Source organism: Psychrosphaera aestuarii (assembly GCF_017948405.1).
GTDB classification, from domain to species: Bacteria; Pseudomonadota; Gammaproteobacteria; order Enterobacterales; family Alteromonadaceae; genus Psychrosphaera; species Psychrosphaera aestuarii.
In genome coordinates this window covers 566190-587142 of the sequence record NZ_CP072844.1, presented here as the reverse complement: position 1 = coordinate 587142, position 20953 = coordinate 566190, and the positions used below count along the sequence as shown (strand labels likewise).

Genomic DNA, 20953 nt, shown 5'->3' with positions numbered 1-20953 from the left:
AAGCTCAGCCAAACTTGAACAAAGGCAAGGAACAAAATTAGTAATAGCTGATTTGGGCGCGCAATTATAAGGATTTTTGCGCGTTACACAAGTTAATTGAAGGAAATTTGAACGGTTTTATTAATGTTATTCAGAATCGTCTTCTTCACCATCTTCAGACTCAGGTTTTGGTGGCGCTTCCATTTCTGCTTTAAGTTGCTCGTAAGCGACTCTAAGTTGCGGATCGTTAGGGTCAAAACCGGTATGTCGATAGTTAATACCACCCTCATGATTTACGAATACAGTCGTTGGAGTCCCTATTACACCAAATGCTTTTGCCACTTGATCGCCATCAACTAACACCGGAAGCATCAAGCCTCTTTTTTCCATTTCCTTTACAGGTTTTGCTCCGGGATTTTCCCACCAACTAACTGCGTAAGTGGGTATTCCTTTTTCGACGTAATCCACCGCAATATAATCTAAACCTGGTTGAAAACGCTTACAGTATGGGCACCATGTTGCCCAAAAATGCAACACATAAGGTTTTCCAGCCAGCATTGCCGACGATACCGTTTCTCCTTGCCCATTCACCAACACCCATTCCGGCGCAGTTTCTAGCTTTACAATAGGATTGCCGTCTTCGTCGAGCTCAACTTCAGGATCATCTGCAAGCACACTTATACTAAAAAATAAGCAAAATATTGATAAATAAAGGACAACTTTACACAACTTCAAAAGACAACCTTTTACTTTGTTTGAATTAATAGTAATTATAGACCAGTCTACTTTTTTTAATTAACCAGACTGTTAACTTCTTTGACGAACCGCTTCATATAAAATCACACCTGTCGCCACAGAAACGTTTAAGCTTGAAACGGAACCAGCCATTGGTATTTTAACTAATTCATCACAGTGTTCACGAGTCAAACGTCTCATGCCGGTACCTTCAGCACCCATAACTATAGCCAGTGGACCAGAGAACTTCATTTCAAACACATCGGCAGTGGCCTCACCCGCCGTACCAATAATCCAAACATTATTATCTTGCAACGTTTTTAAACTTCGAGCTAGGTTGGTAACAACGTAAAGAGGCATCACTTCGGCGGCACCACAGGCAACCTTTCTCGCGGTACCATTTAACTTAGCCGAACGGTCTTTGGGGACAATAACGCCATCGATACCAGCAGCATCTGCTGTTCGTAACACTGCTCCTAAGTTATGAGGGTCGGTGATTCCGTCTAACACAAGTAAAAATGGTGGTTTGTTTCTGCCTTCTACACTTTGCAACCATTGCTTAAGATCACCTTCATCTCGTTGCTTCGCTGGTCTTACACGAGCGACTACGCCTTGATGTTGTTCACCATCACATTTATCGTCTAACGTTTTTCTAGAAGCGTATTGAACCGAGAAACCCAATGCATAGGCTTGTTCTAAGATTGGTTTAATTCGGTCGTCTTCACGCCCTTTTAGGACAAATAACTCAATAACTCTTTCTGGCTCATGTTGAATAATGGCTGTTAAAGAGTGGATGCCATAGGCTATTTCAGAACTCATATTTATCTCTACTAATCACTTTTCTTTTTAGCTATGCGCTTGGCCGCTCTTGATTTTGGCTTTTTCTTAGGCTTTGTTTTGCCTTTTGTTGCGCTACTTTTTGATTTTCTTTTAGATTCACTTTTAGGCTTATCTTTTGCGTCCCGCTTTGGTCCACTTTTTGATTTAGGCTTTCTTTTTGAATCTTCTTTATCTTGCTGTCCAGGAATTTTACCTTTTTTAAGCTGCTCTCTGACACTTGGTTTTTTTGAGCGATTCGAATCAGTGTTCGTTGCACGGCGACGTCCGCCACTCACTCCTACTAATTCAAAATCAATTTGCTTGTCTTCAAGATTAACTGACACGACTTTAACTTCTAGCGTATCGCCTAAGCGGAAAACTTGTCGGCTATTCTCACCAATAAGCGCATTACGCTCTGGGCTATAATTAAAGTAATCTTTACCTAAGGCAGTGATATGAACTAAGCCTTCAATATGCAAATCCACCAGTCGGACAAACAAACCAAATGAGGTTACCGAGGCAATTACGCCTTCATACTCCATGTCGATATGGTCTTGCATAAACTCGCACTTAAGCCAAGACTCAACATCACGAGTCGCATCATCTGCTCTTCGTTCTGTCATTGAACATTGCTCACCTAACTGCTCTAATTCTTCTTCGTTATAGGCATATTGCCCTGACGTGGTTTGCCCTTGTTTCTTGATAATCGCTTTAATTGCTCTGTGAACAATTAAATCTGGATAACGACGAATTGGTGACGTGAAGTGCGCATACCCTTCTAACGCTAATCCAAAGTGACCAATATTATCAGGTTGATAAACAGCTTGGCGCATACTTCTAATCATCATTGTTTGAATTAATTCGCCGTCAGGTCGGTTTAAATATTTATTTACCTGGCTGCTTAATTCTTTCGGGCTTGGCTCATCGCTAAATTTAAGTTCGCCACCTAACTCCGCTAAAAATGCGCGAAACGTAGCTAGCTTGCTTGGATCTGGCTTGTCATGCACCCTAAATAAAGCATGGCCATTATTACCTTCAATAAACTTAGCTGCGGCAACATTAGCCATTATCATGCATTCTTCAATGATTTTATGGGCATCGTTACGTTCAACAACTTCAACGTGATCTATTTTTTGTTGTGCATTAAAAATAAATTTAGGCTCAATCGTCTCAAATTCAAACGCGCCACGCTCTGCTCGTATCAGCTTTAACGCTTTATATAATGCGTTTAGGTCTTGAATATGAGGCCAAACATGTTTGTATCGCTGCTGTAACTCCACATCACCTTTCAGCATTGATGCTACTTTGGTGTAGGTTAAGCGCGCATGTGAGTGCATAACCGCTTCATAAAATGTGTAGTCATTCAATCGACCAGTAGCGTCAATATCCATTTCCGCCACCATACATAAGCGATCTGTTTGTGGATTTAACGAACATAAACCATTGGACAGTGCCTCTGGAAGCATAGGAATAACTTTTGAGGGGAAATATACCGAGTTACCACGTTCTATCGCTTCTTTATCTAAATCAGAGTTATGTCTTACATAATGAGACACATCCGCAATCGCGACGTAAAGCGTCCAACCACCATCATCTTTAGGCTTACAATAAACGGCGTCATCAAAATCTCTGGAGTCTTCACCATCGATAGTAACGAGTGGCATTTGACGTAAATCTACACGACCGTTCTTATCTTTTTCTAACACTTCTGATGATAATGTAGAAACATATTTATCTATGCTTGGCGACCACTGGAATGGAATATCGTGGTTTCGTAAGGCTATATCAACTTCCATACCCGGTGCCATATGCTCACCTAGCACTTCAGAAACCTTAGCTACCGCGCTACTACGTTTAGTGGGGCGTTGGAGCAGCTCAACAATAACCATTTGGCCATGTCGGGCACCATTTTCTTGCCCTTTTTCAATAAGAATTTCTTGCTTTATACGACTGTCGTCAGGTACGACAACAGCCACTCCCATCTCTACAAAATAACGCCCAATAATTGGTGCTTCTCGACCTTGAATTACACTAATAACTCTTGCTTCGGTTTTACCTTTAAACTCACCAATTGGTTGCGCTAATACATAATCGCCTGGCAATAAACCACGCATTTGGCTATGGCTAATATACCAATCATTTTTACCCGTTACTTTGCCATCTGGTTGCAGAAAGCCGAATCCGTCTTTATGACCTAACACTTTGCCTTTGATTAATTCTTTTTCGTCAGGAATACCGTACTTCTTAAATTTATTGAAGATAAGCTGACCAGCATTTTCCATTGCTCGCAGTCTACGTTTCAGCGCGACAACTAGTTCTTCGTCGGTAATATTGCAAAGTTTTGTTAGTTCTTTAAATGTTAGGGGCTTATCGGCCTGCTTGATCGCATCGAGGATAAATTCGCGGCTGGCAATAGGGGTAGAATACTTTTCTTTTTCCCGAGCATAATTCGGGTCTTTTTTTGGCATTAATGTTCACTTTTTCAATTAATAAAATAAGCAACGCTCTTGCGCTACTTACTTTAGTATACCAACTGAACGAATTAATGTTCGATAGTTTTATTAAATATAATGCTTTTTATCGACATTTCTTTAATAAGCCGACTGTTTTGCTGCCTGTAGGGTTTTTGGATGCATCAACTTTTCGAGTTTTTTTAGTTGCTTTGAGGCTTCATTATGCTGATTTTGGTCGGCAATAACGGCATGGTGTAACCAACGATAAGCACTTTCATAATCGTACGGACTACCTAGCCCAGCTAACTGCATATCAATAAGTCGTATCTGTGCTTGCACATTTCCGAGTTCCGCCGCTCGGTAGATATAGGTATAAGCTTTTTCGTGATCCTTTTGAACAAAACGACCTACATGATAATAACGACCTAATTGCTCTATGGCGGCAACGAGGCCTTGTTTTGCCGACTCTCTAATATAAAACATGCCCAATTCGGCGTTTTGGTCGACACAAACCCCCCAAGCCAACATATCACCATACAAAAATTCATAAGCCGGCAGGTGCAGCTTTACCGCCCTGTCTTCAATATCTCGTGTAAGTTGACAACGGTCCAGTTTAACTCGCTCTAGGTGCTTGTTTTGTTTTATCAAATCCAAGAGCTCATCTTGGGTGTATATTTGTACCGCTTGCAATGGCTCGCCATCGTCCGCAAAGCTTTTATCAACCACTAACAAAAACGTGGCGAGGAAAATAAAAATTAAAGCATGCACTTTCATATAAAACCTTTCAGGAAAACCTTGGAACTGAATACTGTTACTCAATTCCAAAGCAAGTAATAGGCCATTATAAAAGCTTTTGTGCTTTTACAGGACCTTTTGTCCAATCGATTGTTTTCGACGCTTTTGATGTTTTAGCACCAAACACATCGCTAAGATTTTGAGCCCCAGAACTACAAGCACCGGTTTGTAAATAATTCAATCCTTCCGCTAACAAGGGATCTGATTCAACTCCCCAATCACCGGTGACTACCTCATCAACTCGACAATCAACCGGTAGGCCATCGAAATATTCACCTTCACCTTCTGAGTTCACAGAGTCAAAGTTAATCGCAAAAATAACGTCATCACATATTTGAGTTGGACTCATTCCAACCGGCTTGCCGCAGGTTTTATTACCTATAGTGACAACTTCAATATGAGGTTTTAAGGAGTTGATCACTAATTCGCTTGCTGAGCAACTACCTTCCGATGTTAAGACAACAACTCGGTCTAAGTTCATCTTCTCAATACCTTCGCCAAGACTAAATAGCAAAGTTTGATTACTATCACTTTGTTTGGAGTTATATCGATACTGAACAAAGGTTTCACCGTCAACCTTATCACCCGCAATTTGTGTACTTAGTTGATTTGCTACTCGAATTAAACCTCCGCCGTTGTACCTAAGGTCTAACACAAGCTCATCAATTGAATCGATTTTGAATAAGTCAAAAGCATCATTTAATTCTTGCTCAGAGACATTATCAAATGAGTTAAACACTAGATAACCAACATTTTTGTTAATGTTATCAACTTCTAGTTGTTTAACCTCTTTCGCTAATACGGTATTTGCGGTAATGCTACCTTTTGTTATGGTCGCAGACTCTACCCTACCAGTCGGCTTTTCAAATTTGATGTTGATAGAATAACCACTGACATTTGGTCCGAAATAATCGGCAAAACTCTTAGTACCCGCTTTAACTTCAGAGATTATCTGCGACATTGCAGTACCGTCAATTTCTATAATTGTATCGCCACGGCGAAGACCGCTTTGGGCTGGCGTACCCTCTTCATAAACATATCTAATTACAAGTCCGTCTTCTTGTGCGTTTACTTCATGTGAGAAGCCGTACCCAAAGAATACTGACGCTTGATAGTCTTCATATTGTGCTGTTGTCATTGAAAAACTAAATCGATCTTGCACATCTCTTAGGGCATCGATTGTTGCAGGTATATTTGGGTATGCGCCTGGATCGAATGTACTCGGTAAATTTTCTTCCCAGAAATACCAGTCTTGCATGTAACTATATAATCGTTCATTTGCATCTATTGCTGAACAATAACCGTTGTCTGCTAGATTATCTGAGTCAGAACCACCACAGCCTAACAACAAGCTTGATGTTAGAAGAGCCGTAGCAAGTTTAGTCGTTTTTAACATGAATCATTCCGCGTTAATGAATTTGGATATAACTCAGAATACAAAAAAAGCTGTCGAATGACAGCTTTTTGCAGGATTTTTTACCGTTTAGTCAGTAAATCAATTATGAGAACGGGTTTCTCAGAATAAATGTTTCACTGCGATCTGGACCAGTAGAAATAATATCCATTGGTATGCCAGTGATTTCTTCTAGACGCTTGATATAAGACTGTGCCGCTTGTGGTAATTTATCAAACTCAGTAACACCAAATGAGTTTTCAGACCAGCCAGGTACAGTTTCATAAATAGGTTTTGCAGTTGCATAACCTTCTGCTGCCATAGGCGGTACGTCAACAATTGAACCATCCGCTAATTCGTAACCAGTACAAATCTTTATTTCTTCAAGACCGTCTAATACGTCTAGTTTAGTTAAGCAAAAACCAGTAATTGAGTTTAATTGTACAGCGCGTTTCATTGCAACTGCGTCAAACCAACCACAACGACGCTCACGTCCAGTAGTCGCACCGAACTCATGCCCTTTTGTGCCTAAGTGATTACCAACTTCATCTTTTAATTCAGTTGGGAACGGACCCGAACCAACACGAGTTGTGTAAGCTTTTACGATACCTAAAACATAATCAATATGACAAGGACCGAAACCAGCGCCTGTCGCAACACCACCAGCAGTGGTATTAGAAGAAGTTACATAAGGGTAAGTACCGTGATCGATATCAAGTAACGTGCCCTGTGCACCTTCGAATAAGATTGATTCGCCAGCTAGACGAGTCTTGTCTAGTAAGTCAGTTACATCAACAACCATAGCTTTTAGCATATCTGCTACAGCCATTGCGTCATTGTATGTTTTGTCGAAATCAACCGCTTCAACACCGTAATAGTTTACTAGTGCAAAGTTGTGAAACTCTAAAACTTCTTTTAACTTTTCTGCGAATAATTCAGGATTGAATAAGTCACCTACGCGTAAACCGCGACGAGCCACTTTATCTTCATACGCAGGACCGATACCACGACCGGTAGTACCAATAGCTTTATTGCCACGCTTGATTTCACGAGCTTGGTCTAATGCAATGTGGTAAGGAAGAATTAATGGACATGCTTCAGAAATTAATAAACGCTCTTTTACTGGAACGCCACGATCTTCTAGCATTTTCATTTCTTTTAATAACGCTTCTGGAGATAGAACAACGCCATTACCAATAATGCATTTAACGCCATCGCGTAATACGCCAGACGGTATTAAGTGAAGAACGGTTTTTTCACCGTTGATAACTAGAGTATGGCCAGCATTGTGACCACCTTGATAACGGACTACATAAGAAGCCTTATCTGTCAGCAGGTCTACAACCTTACCTTTACCTTCGTCACCCCATTGGGTGCCTAAAACAACAACGTTTTTGCCCATATTTAATTCACTCAGAAAAAATTAGGCGGGGATTCTACCAAAAATCTGGTACAAAGATCACCCGCTTTTTAGAAAAATTAGAATAAAAACTACTAGACGACTGTTTTAACGATTAAAAAAACCGTTATCTAAACCACAGTAAAAGAATACCAATAGTAAATAAAACTAGACCAACTTGCCGAATTACCCCAACCGGTTCTTGAGATAATTTTTTAATATAGTTACGCCATGTTTTCGGAAATAATAATGGCATCATGCCTTCAATGATTAAAACCATCGCTATTACAACAAACCAATCTATGTCCATAACGCACCTTTAAAAATAATAAAGGGCTCCGAAGAGCCCTTTGAATGATATCAATTAAACGATAGTTATTTGCCTGATGTGCTCTTCATATATTTGAAGAAGTCACTGTCCGGTTGGATAACTAAGATATCGCTTTTGCTATTAAAGCTATTTTTGTATGCCTCTAAGCTACGCACAAACGCAAAGAACTCAGGGTTCTTGTTAAACGCATCAGCATAAAATTTTGCAGCTAGTGCATCACCTTCACCACGTAATGTTTGAGCTTCACGTTCTGCTTCTGCAAGCATGACGGTAATACGAGCATCAACATCAGCGCGAATAATTTCAGCCTTCTCACGACCTTCTGAGCGGTGAGCTTTCGCTACTTCTTGACGTTCAGTACGCATACGTTCAAATATTGAATTACTAACTCTAACTGGTAGGTTAATTTGCTTAACACGAACGTCTAACACTTCGATACCTAAATCGCTTGAACTTTTTGCCGCTTGAATCGCTTGCTGCATTAGTTCCTGGCGTTCTCCTGAAACAATCTCTTTGATCGTTCGAGAACCAAAAGCTGTACGAAGACCGTTATTTACTTTTTGCTCTAAAAGCGTTTCTGCATTTAGCTTATTTCCGCCTGTTGAAAGGTAGAATTTCGCAAAGTCAGATATGCGCCATTTCACAAAAGAATCAACAATTAAGTCTTTCTTTTCAACCGTTACGAAACGATCCGGCTCGCCATCAAGCGTTTGAATACGTGCATCAAGTGTTTTTACTTTTTCAACAAATGGCAGCTTAAAGTGCAAACCTGGTTCGTTAACAACTGGTGCTCCAGCATCATCACGCTTAACTTTACCAAATTGGATAACGATACTGCGTTGTCCTTCATTTACTACAAATAATGAAGAGAACGTCATGACCACAAATACTGCTACTAAAATTAGACTAAATGTTTTCATGATTAGTTTCTCCCATCATTAAAGCGGTCACCACGACTTGGGCGATTGCTTTGTGTAGGCTGCGTGGTTTTACCAGAACCTGTGTTGTAATCAGTTGCAGTGCGGTTATCTAACGAAGGCACTACGCCTTGATGTTGCATGATTTTATCCAATGGTAAATACATCATGTTGCCATTACCTTTGGTATCAACAAGTACCTTAGAAGTATTTGATAATACTTGCTCCATAGTCTCTAAATACAGACGTTGGCGCGTTACTTCTGGTGCGGCATTGTATTCAGGTAATAATTGATCAAATTTTGCAACCTGACCTTGCGACGCTAAGATCTTACCCTGTTTGTAGGCTGTTGCTTCTTGAACCATACGGTTTACTTGACCACGGGCACGCGGTTCAACTTCACTTGCATACGCTTTTGCTTCGTTCACATAACGAACTTCATCTTCTCGAGCTGCAATCGCATCATCAAATGCATCTTTAACTTGCTCTGGAGGACGCGCGTCTTTGAAGTTTACATCAACAATCGCTAAACCTAGTTTATAAGGTTCAATAATTGCCTCTAACTCTTCGCGAGTACTTTGACGGACTATCTCACGACCAGAGGTCAAAATATCATCCATTTTTGAGTTACCAATTACAGAACGTAATGCACTATCAGTTGCCTGACGTAAACTGTTAGTTGGATCTGGTACTGAGAATAAGAAGTTTTTCGGATCTAATACTCTGTACTGTACTTCCATTTCAACTTGAACAACGTTCTCATCTTGAGTAAGCATGAAACCTGATGCTGGTATCGTACGAACCGTTTGAATATCGACCGGTATGACTTTATCGATAAATGTTGGGTTAAAACGAAGGCCTGGTTCTTTTAATTCGGTGTATTCACCAAATCTTAGCACTACGCCACTTTCTGCTTCGCGCAACGTATACCAACCAGATAAGAACCAAATGATGAAGGCAACAACAAGTACTATCGTAATACCAAAGCCGCCAGCCCCTTTATTTCCATCTTTGTTTGATTTTCCACCAAACAAACCATTAAATCTATTGCCTAAATCTTTAAATAACTCGTCTAAGTCAGGTGGCCCCTGATCTTTGCCGCCGCGATTTTTCCACGGATCGTTATTGTTATTTCCCGGCTCATTCCAGGCCATAAGTTACTCCAGTTTCATTCAGAAAAGTTACTGTTTAATTTAGCAAAGTCGTCCACATAACTCTATGAAATTGAGTTAATACTGTGAACAAACTGCACTGTCTGTATATTTAGTGACTGATTAGCCATTTTTCAATGTCGTAGCCCAATTGTTTGTTTAACTTTTGTTGGTCTATTTTAGTTATACGAACAGATAAAACGAAGTGACCATTTTCATCTACTCGTTCATCTAGAATTCCATTTAGTTGATAAAGATCAGCTCTTAGCTTACCTTCACTCGGTGGTAATACTAACTCTACATCCCACATCGCTAAACCTAATCGCTCAGACATAGCTTGCAACAATAACTCTAAGCCTTGAGCTTTTTGTGCGGTAAGCCAAACAGAAACTGGCTTACCTTCATCGTCTCGCTCAATATGAGGTTCAGCATCTTTTAATAAGTCGATTTTATTGAACACTAAAAGTTGAGGAATATCATCGGCATCAATTTCTCGTAATACTTCTTCAACCTGAAAAATATTATCACTTCGACGAGGGTCTGCAACATCAATAACATGAAGTTGTAAGTCTGCTTCACGGGTCTCAGTCAATGTCGCTTTAAATGCTGCGACTAAGTCATGAGGCAAGTGTCTTATAAAACCAACAGTATCGGCAAGAATTGTCTCACCCACGTCTGCTAATTCAATTTTTCTTAGTGTTGGATCTAAGGTTGCAAAAAGTTGATCTGCTGCATACACATCTGAATCAGTTAACGCATTAAATAGCGTTGATTTACCCGCGTTAGTATAACCGACTAATGATACGGTTGGCACTTCGGCTTTTTTACGAGAACGACGCCCTTGCTCACGTTGTTTAGAGACTTTTTCTAGCCTGGATAAGATATGTGAAATTCTGGCTCTGAGTAATCGTCGATCGGTTTCTAGCTGAGTTTCACCAGGACCACGAAGGCCAATACCGCCTTTTTGTCTTTCTAAATGGGTCCAGCCGCGAATAAGACGTGTGGATATGTGTCTCAACTGGGCTAATTCAACTTGAAGCTTACCTTCATGGGTACGTGCTCGTTGCGCAAAAATATCAAGTATCAAACCGGTTCTGTCTAATACACGGCATTGAAATAATGCTTCTAGGTTACGCTCTTGAGAGGGTGATAACGAGTGGTTAAAAATAACAATATCTGCGCCTTCTGCACGAACTGTATCGGCAATTTCTTGGGCTTTACCCGTACCAACGTAATACTTTGCGTCTGGAGAGTGACGACTTGTCGTTACTACTGCTGAGGTAGACACACCGGCAGATGACACTAACAGGCCTAATTCTTCTAAATCTTCTCGATCGTTTTCCGCCGAAAAGTTTACATGGACTAAAACGGCTTGTTCGCCGCCTTCATATCTATCGAACAAATGAACTTCCTAATAGGTTGTGTTGCGTAAAATGCAAAAAAGGAAATACGTTAATACGTATTCCCTTTTAAAATCGGATTAATAATTAAATAAAATTATAAATACTATTCTGAATCGTCGTTGCCAGCATAATGAGGATTAGTCTGGAAAGGTCTGGCGGGCACGATTGTTGATATTGCATGCTTGTAAACCATTTGGCTTAACGTATTTTTAAGCAAAATGACAAACTGGTCAAATGATTCAACCTGGCCTTGTAATTTTATACCGTTTACTAAATAGATCGAAACCGGAATTCGCTCACGACGTAATGCATTTAAAAACGGGTCTTGTAAGGACTGCCCCTTAGCCATTGTCAATGTTCCTTCTCATTAGTTTTATTATTTATTGTTGTTAGGTAAACCTTGCACATCAGCGATAATACAACTTTGCTTAAGCTTAGCTTAGCGAGTTTATTATGCGTTGCAAGTTTTCTTTTTGTTTTCCTACTTCTAGGTACATAACGTTGGGCCAACTACGTAACCAAGTAAGTTGCCTTTTGGCTAATTGCCTCGTCGCTACGACTCCACGGAAAACCATTTCATTCCAGTCAAGCTCACCTTTCAAATGTTGCCACATTTGACGATAACCAACGGCTCTTATCGCTGGTAAATCTAAGTGCAAGTCTGGCCTTTTCATTAACGCTTCTACTTCTGCCTGAAAACCTTGCTCTAGCATAATATTAAAGCGTTGCTCAATACGTTGATGAAGTTCAGTTTTGTCCTCACACATAAAAGCAAACTGCTTAATATTATAAGGTATCGGCTGTTTTTCCTTTGCCATTAGCTCAGTCATCGTTTTTCCACTTATCAGGTACACTTCGTATGCCCGATTAATTCTTTGCGGATCGTTTGGATGAATTCGCTTTGCGGCGACCGGATCAACCTTGGCTAACTGGGCATGAACATATTCCCAGTCATGCTCCTTTGCCATTGCTTCAATCTCACTGCGCACTTCTGCACTTGCTTCCGGTAAATCTGAGATACCATCGATTAAAGCCTTAAAGTACATCATCGTACCGCCGACGAGTATAGGGGTTTTCCCGTTATCAAAGCTTTCTTCAATTGCTTTTAGTACGTCAGTTCTAAAATCTGCTGCAGAATAAACTTGTGCTGGATCCAAAAAACTAATTAACTTATGAGGATACTTTTCTAACTCTGCTGGCGTTGGTTTTGCAGTACCTATATCCATCCCTCGATATATGAGTGCAGAGTCTACACTTATCAAGTCCCCGTTAATTATATCGGCTAACTGCATCGCTAAATCGGTTTTTCCCGATGCGGTAGGACCCATAATTGATATTACGGTGTTATTGGAATTTTCGGTCATTAATATATTAATCTCTGGTATTTATTTCTAGATAAGATGATAGATGTTAGATAAATCTATTACCTTTGCGATTTTATTCCATTGCTTGTCAAAATCAGCATGTCCTTTAAGTATATGCAATTGTTTCAATATATTCTGATTATCACTAGGAATATCGTTTGATTCACTAATGAGTTTGACTATTGAGTTTTTAGTCCAACCACCACAACTAAATAAAGCATTGAAGAAGTCTGGTAAAAAACGACTACAATCGCGGCTGCGAATAATACTTGGTACTTGTTTAATAATTAAAAATGATTGATGTAGCTTTACATCAAACCCACAGTCATGAAGTTGCCTTTTACCCTCTTCAACCTGTTTAATTTCATCTTCATTAATTTTTATACGAATTGGCACCAGCAATGGCGCAGGTTGCAGCTGCGTGTCGGATAGTTTTGCAACGGTGTTAACATCAAATAATTCCGCTAAACTTATTAACCAAATTTTTGATTGGTGTTCCACCATAACAATCTGTGACTGAACTTTGATAATAGTAAAAGTGCTATTTTCAATGCTTGGTGCTTTGTCAAATTCAGCACTCACGTTTGACAAACTAACAGGCGTTAATCCTGAAAATGATTTTATAGGATCGGGTCGGTTTAGCGGCTTTAATTCTGATCGATTAAACGATGGCTTATCACTTGATGCTGTGACGTTAACGTTACTGTGTGCTAACCAAGCTGGCGGCGCCTGCTCAGTCACTTGTGGCGTTTCTATCGGTAGCGACTTATTAAAGTCTGCTAAACATTCCTGTATTGTGCCTACAATTAAATCATGTAGCAGTCGGGCATGATGAAACCTGACTTCATGTTTTGCAGGGTGAACATTAACATCAACATCAGTTGCTGGTAAGTCTACAAATAAAACGTACTCAGGCTGTTGCTCTGGGTGTAATGTGTCTGCATATGCTTGACGAATAGCGTGTTGAATGAGTTTGTCCCGCATCATACGACCATTAACAAAAGAGTATTGTGCCGGATTCACCGACTTACACTCTTGAGGTGACTTCGCCCATATAGACACAGAAATATTGTCGTATTTTGCTGTTCTTACACTGGAATGCTCGACAAATTGGCTATTAATGACTTCTGCGATTCTTGCTGACTGCTGTTTGATGGCGTTTGTATTTGCGGCTTGAGAACGAAAGCGTTTAACTACCTTGTTATTATGTTGCAATACAAAAGTTACATCAGGGCGACTCATTGCAATACGACGAATCAAACCTTCGATATGATTAAACTCGGTTTTTTCTGCACGTAAAAACTTTCTTCTTGCAGGGGTGTTAAAAAATAAATCTAAAACCTCAACACTTGTGCCATTTGGGTGAGCCGCGGGTTTAACGTCTACTTGCATATCCAAGCCTTCAGCAATCGCCGACCACGCTTCTGGTTGTGAAACAGGCTTAGACGTCATGGTTAGTCGCGCAACCGAACTTATTGATGCTAGGGCTTCGCCACGAAAGCCTAAACTAACGATCGCTTCTAAGTCATCTATATTGGTGATTTTGCTCGTTGCATGGCGAGACAAGGCAAGCGCAAGTTCCTGTTTTGGAATTCCCTTACCGTTGTCTTTGATGAGGATTTTTTTGTGGCCGCCCCGCTCAATGTCAATTTCAACTTTGTCAGCGCCAGCATCTAACGCATTTTCAACAAGCTCTTTAACAACCGATGCAGGTCTTTCAACGACTTCACCGGCAGCTATTTGGTTAGCCAGCTGCGGTGGTAAAATTTTTATTGTCATAAACGTTATTACGACTGAGGTATCGAGAGAACTTGGCCAACTCTTATCACGTCGTTCTTTAAACTATTCGCTGACTTTAGAGAAGATACGGACACTTTATAATTTTGAGCTACCAAAGATAACGACTCGCCAGGCCTTACTTTGTGTTGCACAGACCTATGAAGTTTTGCATACAAGGTGCCTTCAGGCGGGCGCTTTTTAAAATGCTTTTTAACGGCATTAACAATGGCATTGGCTAAACGATTTTGTTGCCACGCATTTGTTAACATCTTCTCTTCTTTGGGATTCGAAATGAAACCGCCTTCTACTAGAATTGATGGTATATCGGGCGACTTTAATACACCTAAGCTAGCTGATTGTGGTTTTCGCTGATGGAGTGACGTTACTTTTTTGAGTTCATCTAATACCGCATAAGCGACTGTAAAACCTTGATCTCTTGAATGATCCATAGACAAGTCAATAAAGGTTCTCATGAGATACTCTTCTGTCGTTGTATCTTTAATTGCTTCGGCAACACCGCCGAGTAATTGAGAGTGTTCTTCTTTTCTCTCTAGCGAGCGACCCACTTCAGTTGTTGCTCGCTTGTTACTTTGTACCCAAACCGAGGCGCCGTGAGGACCAGGTGTAGTAAAGGCATCAGCGTGTACAGAAATTAATAATTCAGCGCCAGATTCACGGGCTTTTTTTGTGCGCTTGTTTAGATCTAAATAATAATCGCCTGTTCTGGTAAGAACCGCCTTAAGCCCTTTTTCTTTATTAATTAATGCTTCTATTTTTTTAGCGAGCGATAATGTTACGTGTTTTTCAAAGGTTCCAGCTCGACCAATTGAACCAGGATCTTCACCGCCATGTCCCGCATCAATTGCAATAACTATATCTCTGTCTGTCTCAATAACACGCTTCGCCTTTTCGACCTTTTCTTCTTTGTCTAATAAATCAATGACCAAACGATTTCCGTATGGGCCTGCAGGGGGAAGCGCAAACAACATAGGTTCTATTTTTTTAACCAGGTCTAGTACGAGTCTTGTCGAGCCCTTTCGTTTTGGCGTACTTTTTCTAACCTTAGTAATAATTTGAGCGTCTTTTGCCAATCCGTTTAACGATGTAGCAAGTTTTGTATTGTTCAAATCAATAACTAATCGTTGCGGGTTACTTAATTGAAAGTAACTAAAATCAGCAGGACCGGATAAGTCTAAAACGACTCGAGTAGAATCTGGAGCAGGCCAAATCCTTACTCCGTTGATTTTATCTGAAGCATACGATGGAGTGGCCACTAGTATCATGCAGATGACGATAATAGTTTTTATAAATTTAGACACTGCAGTATTAAACCTCATAAACACTATTAATAATTAGACTCTATTTTTTTAACGGTTTCGTTACCCAGATTAGATAACGGTTTAAATCTTATTTCACGTTGTTCGCCAACATATGTCAAATATAACTCTAAATCGGCTTGCGGTAAAAAGTCTTGGCCCTTCTCTGGCCATTCAATTAAACAAACTGCCTTATCATTAAAATAATCTCGAAAGCCCATGAATTCAAGCTCTTCTGGGTCGGCTAAGCGGTATAGATCAAAATGATAAGCGGTAACATCAGCTAACTCATACGGCTCAACTAATGTGTATGTTGGGCTTTTCACTCTGCCTTCATGACCTAAACCTTGAATTATGCCACGACTAATCGTCGTTTTTCCGGCACCAAGATCACCATGCAAAAATATCGTCATACCGGGTGATAACGACTGAGCAATGACCTTACCCATGGATACCGTTGCATCTTCATTTTTTAGTAGCGTGGTGAAAGTGTTCATTTTCTTAAATTGCCTATTTACATCATAACAACGTCAAACTGGTCCTGATTATACATAGGTTCTGTTTTAACTTTAATTTGTTTGCCAATAAATACTTCAAGTTCAGCCAAGTTATGGTACTCATCATTTATCAGTGATTCAGCAACGGCTGGCGATGCATATACAACAAATTGGTCCGCTTTATATGCTCGGTTAACTCTTACAATTTCTCTTAATAGTTCGGCACAGATTGTTTCTACTGTTTTGACATAACCTCGGCCTTTACACGCTGGACAAGCTCCACACAATACATGCTCTAAGCTTTCTCTGGTGCGTTTTCGAGTCATCTCAACTAAGCCTAGGTTTGAAAAGCCATTTATTTTTGTTTTCGCTTTATCTTTTCCTAATGCTAAATCTAAGCTGTGAAGCACTCTACGCTGATGGTCGACACTATCCATATCAATGAAATCGATGATGATAATACCACCTAAGTTTCGTAACCTAAGTTGACGAGCAATAGCCTGGGTTGCTTCACTATTAGTATTAAAAATAGTGTCTTCTAAACTACGATGACCTACAAATGCACCTGTATTCACGTCAATTGTTGTCATTGCCTCAGTTTGATCGATAACGAGATAACCGCCTGACTTTAACTCAACCTTTTTATCTAAGGCTCGTTTAATCTCTGATTCAACATCAAATAAATCGAAAATTGGTCGCTCACCTGGGTAATACTCAAGCTTTGCTGACATCTCAGGCATAAACTCTTCTGTAAACGCGAGAAGCTCACCGTACATCAATTTTGAGTCAATTCGAACACGCTCTAACTCATCGGTAATAAAGTCTCTAATAACTCTAAAAGCGAGACTTAAATCTTCATACAGAACCGCTTGATTTCGAGTTTTTTTCTTTTTCTTTATTATCTTTTGCCACAATCTTTTCAAAAAAACAGCATCTTGCGCTAGCTCTTCAGTGCCAGCACCTTCGGCGGCTGTACGGACGATAAACCCGCCTTCACCTTCTTCATAATAAGCTTCAACAGCAGACTTTAAACGATACCGCTCTTTTTCATTTTCAATGCGCTGAGAGATGCCTACGTGTTTTGAATCGGGCATAAAAACCAAATATCGCGACGGCAATGTAATGTCTGTGGTTAAACGAGCACCTTTAGTACCTAGTGGATCTTTGACAACTTGGACTATGATTTTTTGACCTTCACGAACGAGCTCTTTTATATCTCGCGCAGTATTACTATTTTGTGTTATTTGGTCTTTTTCGTCATCATAAGTAATGATATCTGAGGCATGTAAAAACGCCGCTTTTTCCATACCAATATCGACAAACGCAGCTTGCATACCCGGGAGAACTCGACTTACTTTACCTAGATATATGTTTCCAACGATACCGTGTGTACTTTGTCGCTCAACATGGAGTTCTTGTAACATGCCATTTTCAACTGCGGCTACGCGAGTTTCGCTTGGCGTAATATTAATTAATAATTCGACACTCATACTACTAAGAACTCCTTTAACGTCGAGTCTAACTCAGCTAATGGCAAACCAACAACCGAGCTCACACTACCGTTAATAGATTTTACGAATTTGCCACCAATACCCTGAATAGCGTACGCACCGGCCTTATCTTGTGGTTCACCGGTATTCCAATACTCTACAACTTGTTGCTCTGAAATATTAGTAAATTGAACTTGCGTGGTTACTGTTTTAGTTATCGTTTTTGCTTTAGTGACAATACTGAAAGCAGTTAAAACTTGATGCTCTTTTCCTGATAGGGCTAACAACATTGCCTTACAATCTTCGAGAGAATCTGGTTTACCTAATATTTCACCATCATTAACAACCGTAGTATCCGAGCCAATTACTAAATAATTTTCCGGCCCAATAATCTTGTTAAAAATAACCATGGCTTTTTCATTTGCCAAACGCTCAACATAATCTACCGGCGACTCTTGTTCCAAAACAGACTCATCAATATCAGCGCTTCTCTGTTCAAAGTTTGAAACTATGTAACCTAATAATTGTTTTCGTCGTGGCGACTGACTTGCAAGTATAATATTCATAAGGCCTTATCGAATTTTAAAGCGACGACGATAGCCGCGAAGCACTGGGAATAGCCATAACCAAAAAAGACTGCTTGTTAACGCTGGATATAGATATTCTATGGAAAAAGTAACCTGAATTAAAAAACGATTACTCCAAAAAATCACGAAATGATACAAAATCAAGAATACAAAAATAATCGCCGCTTGTTGCCAGACAGAAAAGTTGCGTAATTTCTGAAAATTATTTGCAGATATATAAACCACCAGCGACATAGCTAAGGCGTGAACACCTAAAACCGTACCCAATAGAATATCTAGAATAAACCCGAGCATCCAGGCAACCCCAACGTTGACTCTATGCGGTAAAGCCATTGTCCAGTAGATTAACACTAATGCTAGCCAGTCGGGACGGAATGCTTTTAACTCTAGTGGCAATGGCATAATGCTCAGTATAAGCGCAACAAAAATAGTGATGCCAATAAACCACCAAGGTGAACCACCAACCTTCGCCATTATTCACTTTCCTTTTTTTCAGGCCATAACAACAATACATGCCTTAGGCGATTGACTTGCGCAATTGGCACAGCAGTAATTTTTAAAAAAGGCTGACTTAAATCTACTTTCACTTCGGTCACTTTTGCAACTGGGTAACCATCTGGAAATACCCCTCCTAAACCCGAAGTAATGAGTCTATCGCCAACTTTAATATCGGTATCATGAGGAATGTTATTTAAAACCATACGGTTAATAACCCCTGTTCCACTGACAATACCACGAATATCATTTCTTAAATTTCGAATCGGTATTGCATGTGTTTGATCCGTTAATAGTATGACGCGTGCAGTATTGTTGCCTGCTGATATCACCTGTCCAACTACACCTAATTCGTCAATGACGGGCTGTGATTGAAACACATCATCACTTAGACCTTTATCAATTAATACATTATGAGAGTATGGATGGCTAGCAACGGCCATAATTTCTGCGACAACTTTACGCGCTTCAATACGAGCATTAGTATCAAGTAAAGCCCGTAATTTGTTATTTTCATTCAACAGCATTTGATAACGCTGAAGCTTTTCATTTTGAATGAGCTGAAGGTTTTTTAAGCGGGTGTTCTCATCTAATATAAATTGTTTACGAGCGGCGTATTTTGAAACCGCATCGAAACTTTGCTGAGGCAAATCTGCAATATATTGAATAGGGGCAACTAAGCTATTTAGGGTGCTACGAATTTGTTTAGAGCTTTCTGTATAAACATCAACAGTCATGGCTACAATGCTAAGTACAAAGACAATGGCAAATCTTAACGAAAGTGCTGGCCCTGCGCCAAAAATGGGGTTCATACGGTACCTAAGTTATATCGTTTGTTAGCAAAACGGCAGTCGAAACTGCCGTAATGGTTCATGGAATGACGAGCCTAACAAGACGCTTTAGTCGTAACTAAATACATCTCCACCATGAACATCAATCATTTCTAATGCTTTACCACCACCACGAGCAACACAAGTTAGTGGGTCGTCAGCAATAATCACTGGAATACCAGTTTCTTCCATTAACAAGCGATCAAGGTCTTTAAGTAAAGCACCACCACCTGTTAATACCATACCGCGCTCTGAAATATCAGAAGCTAGCTCTGGTGGTGATTGCTCTAATGCCACCATAACCGCACTAACAATGCCAGATAATGGCTCTTGTAAGGCTTCTAAAATTTCATTGGAGTTTAGTGTGAATGAACGTGGAACACCTTCAGCTAGGTTTCGACCACGCACTTCTAATTCTTTTACATCTTGAGATGGATAAGCAAAACCAATCTCTTGTTTAATACGTTCAGCTGTAGCTTCACCAATTAAGCTACCAAAATTACGACGAACGTAGTTAATGATTGCTTCGTCAAAGCGGTCGCCACCTATACGAACAGACGACGAATACACAACCCCATTTAGTGAGATGATAGCCACTTCTGTAGTACCACCACCGATATCAACCACCATTGAGCCGGTTGCTTCAGAAACCGGCAGGCCTGCACCGATTGCTGCAGCCATAGGCTCTTCAATCAAAAATACTTCACGAGCACCCGCGCCTAAAGCCGACTCTCGAATAGCTCTTTGCTCGACTTGAGTTGCACCACAAGGGACACAAACCAACACTCGTGGGCTTGGACGTAAAAAGTTGTTGCTATGCACTTGTTTTATAAAGTGTTGTAACATTTTTTCAGTAACATAAAAGTCGGCTATTACACCATCTTTCATTGGTCGAATTGCTTTTATGTTGCCTGGCGTTCTACCCAACATTCTTTTCGCTTCGCCACCCACTGAGGCTACACTTTTAGGGCCACCAGCTCGTTCTTGACGAATAGCAACTACTGAAGGTTCATTAAGAACAATTCCTTGGTCTTTAACATAAATAAGAGTGTTTGCCGTACCTAAGTCGATAGACAAATCGTTTGAAAACATGCCGCGCAGATTTTTGAACATGGCGCTTTAACTTCCTTTGGAAAACTTCATCAAGATAATAACCACTAACTTTACCTAACGGTTATTGACTGAGCAAGAGTGTATTGTAAACAAATGCACTTTTCAGT

Annotated in this window: 20 protein-coding genes; all 20 read right to left on the bottom strand. The window is 40.2% G+C overall.

All coding sequences use genetic code 11. The annotated features are described in order from the left end of the window. Nucleotides 1–126: 126 nt before the first annotated feature. Nucleotides 127–654, bottom strand: coding sequence for a TlpA family protein disulfide reductase (locus J9318_RS02725; protein ID WP_210561019.1), 528 nt, complete (start codon nt 652–654; stop codon nt 127–129). Between the two features lie 132 nt (nt 655–786). After that, nucleotides 787–1533 carry a 23S rRNA (guanosine(2251)-2'-O)-methyltransferase RlmB gene (gene rlmB / locus J9318_RS02720; protein ID WP_210561018.1) on the bottom strand — a complete coding sequence of 249 codons (747 nt, stop codon included), beginning with the start codon at nt 1531–1533 and terminating at the stop codon, nt 787–789. Between the two features lie 11 nt (nt 1534–1544). Continuing rightward, complete coding sequence (rnr, locus tag J9318_RS02715) at nt 1545–4001, bottom strand: ribonuclease R (protein ID WP_210561017.1); 2457 nt, start codon at nt 3999–4001, stop codon at nt 1545–1547. A 123-nt stretch (nt 4002–4124) separates the two neighbouring features. Next, nucleotides 4125–4760: a tetratricopeptide repeat protein gene (locus J9318_RS02710; protein ID WP_210561016.1), complete on the bottom strand. Its 636-nt coding sequence runs from the start codon at nt 4758–4760 to the stop codon at nt 4125–4127. A gap of 67 nt (nt 4761–4827) precedes the next feature. Beyond that, entirely contained in the window at nt 4828–6177 is a 1350-nt protein-coding gene (locus J9318_RS02705; protein ID WP_210561015.1) for a S41 family peptidase, read from the bottom strand. Between the two features lie 103 nt (nt 6178–6280). Beyond that, nucleotides 6281–7576, bottom strand: a complete 1296-nt coding sequence (locus tag J9318_RS02700; RefSeq protein ID WP_210561014.1) for an adenylosuccinate synthase — start codon at nt 7574–7576, stop codon at nt 6281–6283. A gap of 124 nt (nt 7577–7700) precedes the next feature. Continuing rightward, on the bottom strand, nt 7701–7883 hold the full coding sequence (locus J9318_RS02695) for a DUF2065 domain-containing protein (protein WP_244731826.1): 183 nt from the start codon (nt 7881–7883) through the stop codon (nt 7701–7703). Nucleotides 7884–7948: 65 nt separating this feature from the next. After that, nucleotides 7949–8824 (bottom strand): protease modulator HflC, encoded by an 876-nt coding sequence (gene hflC, locus J9318_RS02690; protein WP_210561013.1) that lies wholly within the window; start codon nt 8822–8824, stop codon nt 7949–7951. 2 nt (nt 8825–8826) lie between these two features. Continuing rightward, nucleotides 8827–9975 (bottom strand): FtsH protease activity modulator HflK, encoded by a 1149-nt coding sequence (gene hflK, locus J9318_RS02685; protein ID WP_210561012.1) that lies wholly within the window; start codon nt 9973–9975, stop codon nt 8827–8829. 109 nt (nt 9976–10084) lie between these two features. Then, complete coding sequence (gene hflX, locus J9318_RS02680) at nt 10085–11374, bottom strand: ribosome rescue GTPase HflX (RefSeq protein ID WP_210561011.1); 1290 nt, start codon at nt 11372–11374, stop codon at nt 10085–10087. A 104-nt stretch (nt 11375–11478) separates the two neighbouring features. After that, entirely contained in the window at nt 11479–11724 is a 246-nt protein-coding gene (hfq, locus tag J9318_RS02675) for an RNA chaperone Hfq (protein ID WP_210561010.1), read from the bottom strand. Between the two features lie 85 nt (nt 11725–11809). Continuing rightward, entirely contained in the window at nt 11810–12739 is a 930-nt protein-coding gene (gene miaA, locus J9318_RS02670; RefSeq protein ID WP_210561009.1) for a tRNA (adenosine(37)-N6)-dimethylallyltransferase MiaA, read from the bottom strand. Between the two features lie 27 nt (nt 12740–12766). Next, a complete protein-coding gene (gene mutL / locus J9318_RS02665) occupies nt 12767–14518 on the bottom strand; it encodes a DNA mismatch repair endonuclease MutL (protein ID WP_210561008.1) in 1752 nt (583 codons plus the stop codon). 8 nt (nt 14519–14526) lie between these two features. Continuing rightward, the gene (locus tag J9318_RS02660) at nt 14527–15801 is read right to left on the bottom strand and encodes an N-acetylmuramoyl-L-alanine amidase (protein ID WP_210562343.1); all 1275 of its coding nucleotides are present in this window, start codon (nt 15799–15801) and stop codon (nt 14527–14529) included. A 62-nt stretch (nt 15802–15863) separates the two neighbouring features. Further along, nucleotides 15864–16331, bottom strand: a complete 468-nt coding sequence (gene tsaE, locus J9318_RS02655) for a tRNA (adenosine(37)-N6)-threonylcarbamoyltransferase complex ATPase subunit type 1 TsaE (RefSeq protein ID WP_210561007.1) — start codon at nt 16329–16331, stop codon at nt 15864–15866. A gap of 17 nt (nt 16332–16348) precedes the next feature. Beyond that, a complete protein-coding gene (rng, locus tag J9318_RS02650; protein ID WP_210561006.1) occupies nt 16349–17821 on the bottom strand; it encodes a ribonuclease G in 1473 nt (490 codons plus the stop codon). Then, nucleotides 17818–18387, bottom strand: coding sequence for a Maf family protein (locus tag J9318_RS02645; protein WP_210561005.1), 570 nt, complete (start codon nt 18385–18387; stop codon nt 17818–17820). The genes rng and J9318_RS02645 overlap by 4 nt, the downstream gene beginning before the upstream one ends. 6 nt (nt 18388–18393) lie before the next feature. After that, entirely contained in the window at nt 18394–18882 is a 489-nt protein-coding gene (gene mreD, locus J9318_RS02640; RefSeq protein ID WP_210561004.1) for a rod shape-determining protein MreD, read from the bottom strand. Then, the gene (gene mreC, locus J9318_RS02635) at nt 18882–19715 is read right to left on the bottom strand and encodes a rod shape-determining protein MreC (RefSeq protein ID WP_210561003.1); all 834 of its coding nucleotides are present in this window, start codon (nt 19713–19715) and stop codon (nt 18882–18884) included. Before mreC ends, mreD begins: the two co-directional genes overlap by 1 nt. 87 nt (nt 19716–19802) lie before the next feature. Beyond that, nucleotides 19803–20846 (bottom strand): rod shape-determining protein, encoded by a 1044-nt coding sequence (locus tag J9318_RS02630; RefSeq protein ID WP_155696002.1) that lies wholly within the window; start codon nt 20844–20846, stop codon nt 19803–19805. Between the last annotated feature and the right edge of the window lie 107 nt (nt 20847–20953).